Origin of the sequence: Massilimicrobiota sp. An105 (assembly GCF_002161155.1) — a bacterium.
GTDB classification, from domain to species: domain Bacteria; phylum Bacillota_I; class Bacilli_A; order Erysipelotrichales; family Coprobacillaceae; genus Allocoprobacillus; species Allocoprobacillus merdigallinarum.
This window is the reverse complement of sequence record NZ_NFLY01000087.1, coordinates 1-2,730: the sequence shown is the minus strand read 5'-3', so window position 1 is coordinate 2,730 and position 2,730 is coordinate 1. Positions and strand designations below refer to the sequence as shown.

General features: G+C 31.7%; 3 protein-coding genes. All 3 read right to left on the bottom strand.

Going from position 1 to position 2,730, the window contains the following annotated elements; translation table 11 throughout:
* Positions 1-117: 117 nt before the first annotated feature.
* On the bottom strand, positions 118-966 hold the full coding sequence (locus B5E48_RS13235; RefSeq protein ID WP_087305598.1) for a DNA adenine methylase: 849 nt from the start codon (positions 964-966) through the stop codon (positions 118-120).
* A 75-nt stretch (positions 967-1,041) separates the two neighbouring features.
* Positions 1,042-1,527 (bottom strand): hypothetical protein, encoded by a 486-nt coding sequence (locus B5E48_RS13230; protein ID WP_087246094.1) that lies wholly within the window; start codon positions 1,525-1,527, stop codon positions 1,042-1,044.
* Positions 1,528-1,554: 27 nt separating this feature from the next.
* Positions 1,555-1,779, bottom strand: a complete 225-nt coding sequence (locus tag B5E48_RS13225) for a hypothetical protein (RefSeq protein ID WP_087246096.1) — start codon at positions 1,777-1,779, stop codon at positions 1,555-1,557.
* Positions 1,780-2,730: the final 951 nt, after the last annotated feature.

Below are 2,730 nucleotides of genomic sequence, written 5' to 3'. Positions count from 1 at the left end.
CCCTCGCATACTATCTAAGATAGGTTGTATTAACATATAAATGTAGCGCCGTATACGAGACCCGTACGTACGGTGCAATGAGAGGGGCGAAGATTAATTTCTTCCCTCTACTCTATTTTAATAATTGTAAATAAGTAATTCGTTTACTGCACTCCTTCCGTTTGATTCACAATTGATATTTCTTTTTGCTCTGACTACTCTCATATTATAGTCCTTATACAATTCACGAATGTATTCACAGTCTGAATTTGATTGAAGGAATCTGACACCTTTTTTGTCCAATTCATCACAAGCTTCTTTAAGTTCAGCTTGTCTTTCAGCATTGAATCCATCAGATGTATATCCAGCAAAGGCAGATGAATTTGATATAGGCATATAAGGTGGGTCCATATAGACAAAGCTTCCTTCGTTGGCATCATCTAGGATATTTTTGTAATCACCACTTCTGATTTCGATATTATTATCATTAAGGTATTTTGATATTTCTCTGATGGCTTTTTCATTTGTGATGTTTGGATTTTTGTATTTGCCATATGGTGTATTGAATTGTCCTGACTTGTTGACTCTGTATAATCCATTGTAGCATGTCTTGTTGAGATAGAGAGTTCTTGCTGCCTTTTCGATATCTGTCATGGCATTGTAGATGCTTTCGTCTCTGTCATATGCTCTTACCTTGTAGAAATAATCTGAAGAATTATTCTTTGAATGGTTTTCAAGAGCCTTGATTAATTCATCAGGGTTGTCTCTGATAACCTTGTATACATTCATAAGTTCTTCATTGCAGTCATTGATGACGGCCTTTTCTGGATGCGATCCGAATAGGACCGCACCTCCACCTAGAAAAGGTTCTATGTATTCTGTGTAATTGTCTGGAATCATTTCAGTGATTTCATCCAATAATTGTCTTTTTCCGCCTGCCCATTTTACCACAGGATTTAATTTTTGTTCTTGTTTCTTATTGTTCATTTATTACCTCCCTTCGTATTTGAATTTTTGAAATACGAAATTTACGTTTATATATTTTTCGTTTTATAGTCTTTATTAATCATTGATGTATTGTGATTCAGTAAATGGCTCATTGTATTCCATGATGTCCAAGACATCTTCGCAGCAGCACTCGATGAGTATTCTCATGCTGTAGTAGCTTGGGATGAAGGTGTATGCATATCTTCCTCCTGTCGAGCTCGCTCTGCATTTTGAATGTTCTTGGAAGAACTCTTTGAATTCTTCTGACTTTGAATCATCAATCGTGAAGGATACTCCTTCACGATTTTCTGAATCATCAGAGAAGATGACTGTATCACTCTCTTCGATATCTCCAACCATCTCTCTGTCGTAGTATTCCATCAAGTGAAGTTCATCTCCACATGACTCGCATCTGACTGTAATCTCTATTCCATAGTTGTCAGGTTGGAAGGTGTAAGAGAATTTTTCACCTGTGACTTCCCTTTCACAATCTTCATGCTTTTTCATAAATTCTTTAATTGCTTTGTTAAATCTTTTATCAATATTTAATGTATATTTCATATCTGTTACCTCCTGATTTATTTTTTATTATTCGTGAATGATAACCATCCCTTCATCTATAAGGAATTCGGCTGTCTCTGAACTAACAAGATTTATTTCTACGCCGTGACTTGATTCGAAGAATTCTTTTTCATATTTTCCATCGGCGAACAGTTGCGTTGCTTTTTCTTCCGCTTCCTCTTCGCTTTCGGCCATAATTCCTAAATTGATGACGAACGATTCTCTGATATTTACTACATATAATTTTTTCATTTTTTTACCTCCATATAATTGATATATTTTCGTCGTAGAAATTTTCTACAACCAAATTATATCATGGTATTTTAACAAAAATAGAAAGTTGACTATTTGTCAATTTTACAAAAAATCAATCAAAAAAAATAGTTTGGACCTCTTTGTAATGCAAAAAAACTGGGCAAAAAATATAACCAATTTTTTATTGATAACAACAAGTGTTTGTGAGAAGATTGTGAGAAGAAAAAAATGAAAAATACTAAAAACTAGTCAATAAAACTAATCAAAACTACACGGAAATATGCGGTTTTTAGTCATTTTAATGTTCATTATAGGGGTAGGGGCATAATCCCGCCGCCTCCACCAAAGAAAACAATAACCGCTAAAAACATTGATTTTAAGCGGTTTTTTTATATTTTTGAACAAAAAATTATATCAAATAGCCACTGTTAGCCATTTTTTGATATTTTAAAAAAGTAAAAGATATCAAAATATAATATTGAGAAATGATATCGATTGATTCATGTTAATAATTTTCGATTAAATGTGTGTATGTAGGCTATGAAAATTCTAGTATAGTATTTGATATCATGTAAGAAACATATTATTCGTATAAATAATATAGTAATTTATTGAAAGTTCATAAGATTATTTGAGATATAATTTTATACTATATGTATAAAAAAGAAGAATAAAGTTATTTAAAGTTGTATTAATAAAGTTAAACAAAAAGAAATATTTTATATTTTAATAGTGGTTATAAAAAATTTTAAACTATAAAATATCATTTTTTGTTGATTATAAAAAGGAAAATTGAATTTATAGTGTTTCCTTTGTCTAACTATGAATAAAAAAAACGAAAAAAAGTAAAAAAAAGACTTGCAAAGGCAAGGGATAGATGGTATTATAGATGAGCACTCGACGAGAGGGCACAGGGACATTGAAAACTGAACAGTAAACACGTCAATA

Excerpts from the sequence above, each read along its gene's own strand:
- B5E48_RS13235 (WP_087305598.1), bottom strand. The coding sequence starts at position 966 with ATGAACAATAAGAAACAAGAACAAAAATTAAATCCTGTGGTAAAATGG.
- B5E48_RS13230 (WP_087246094.1), bottom strand. The coding sequence starts at position 1,527 with ATGAAATATACATTAAATATTGATAAAAGATTTAACAAAGCAATTAAA.
- B5E48_RS13225 (WP_087246096.1), bottom strand. The coding sequence starts at position 1,779 with ATGAAAAAATTATATGTAGTAAATATCAGAGAATCGTTCGTCATCAAT.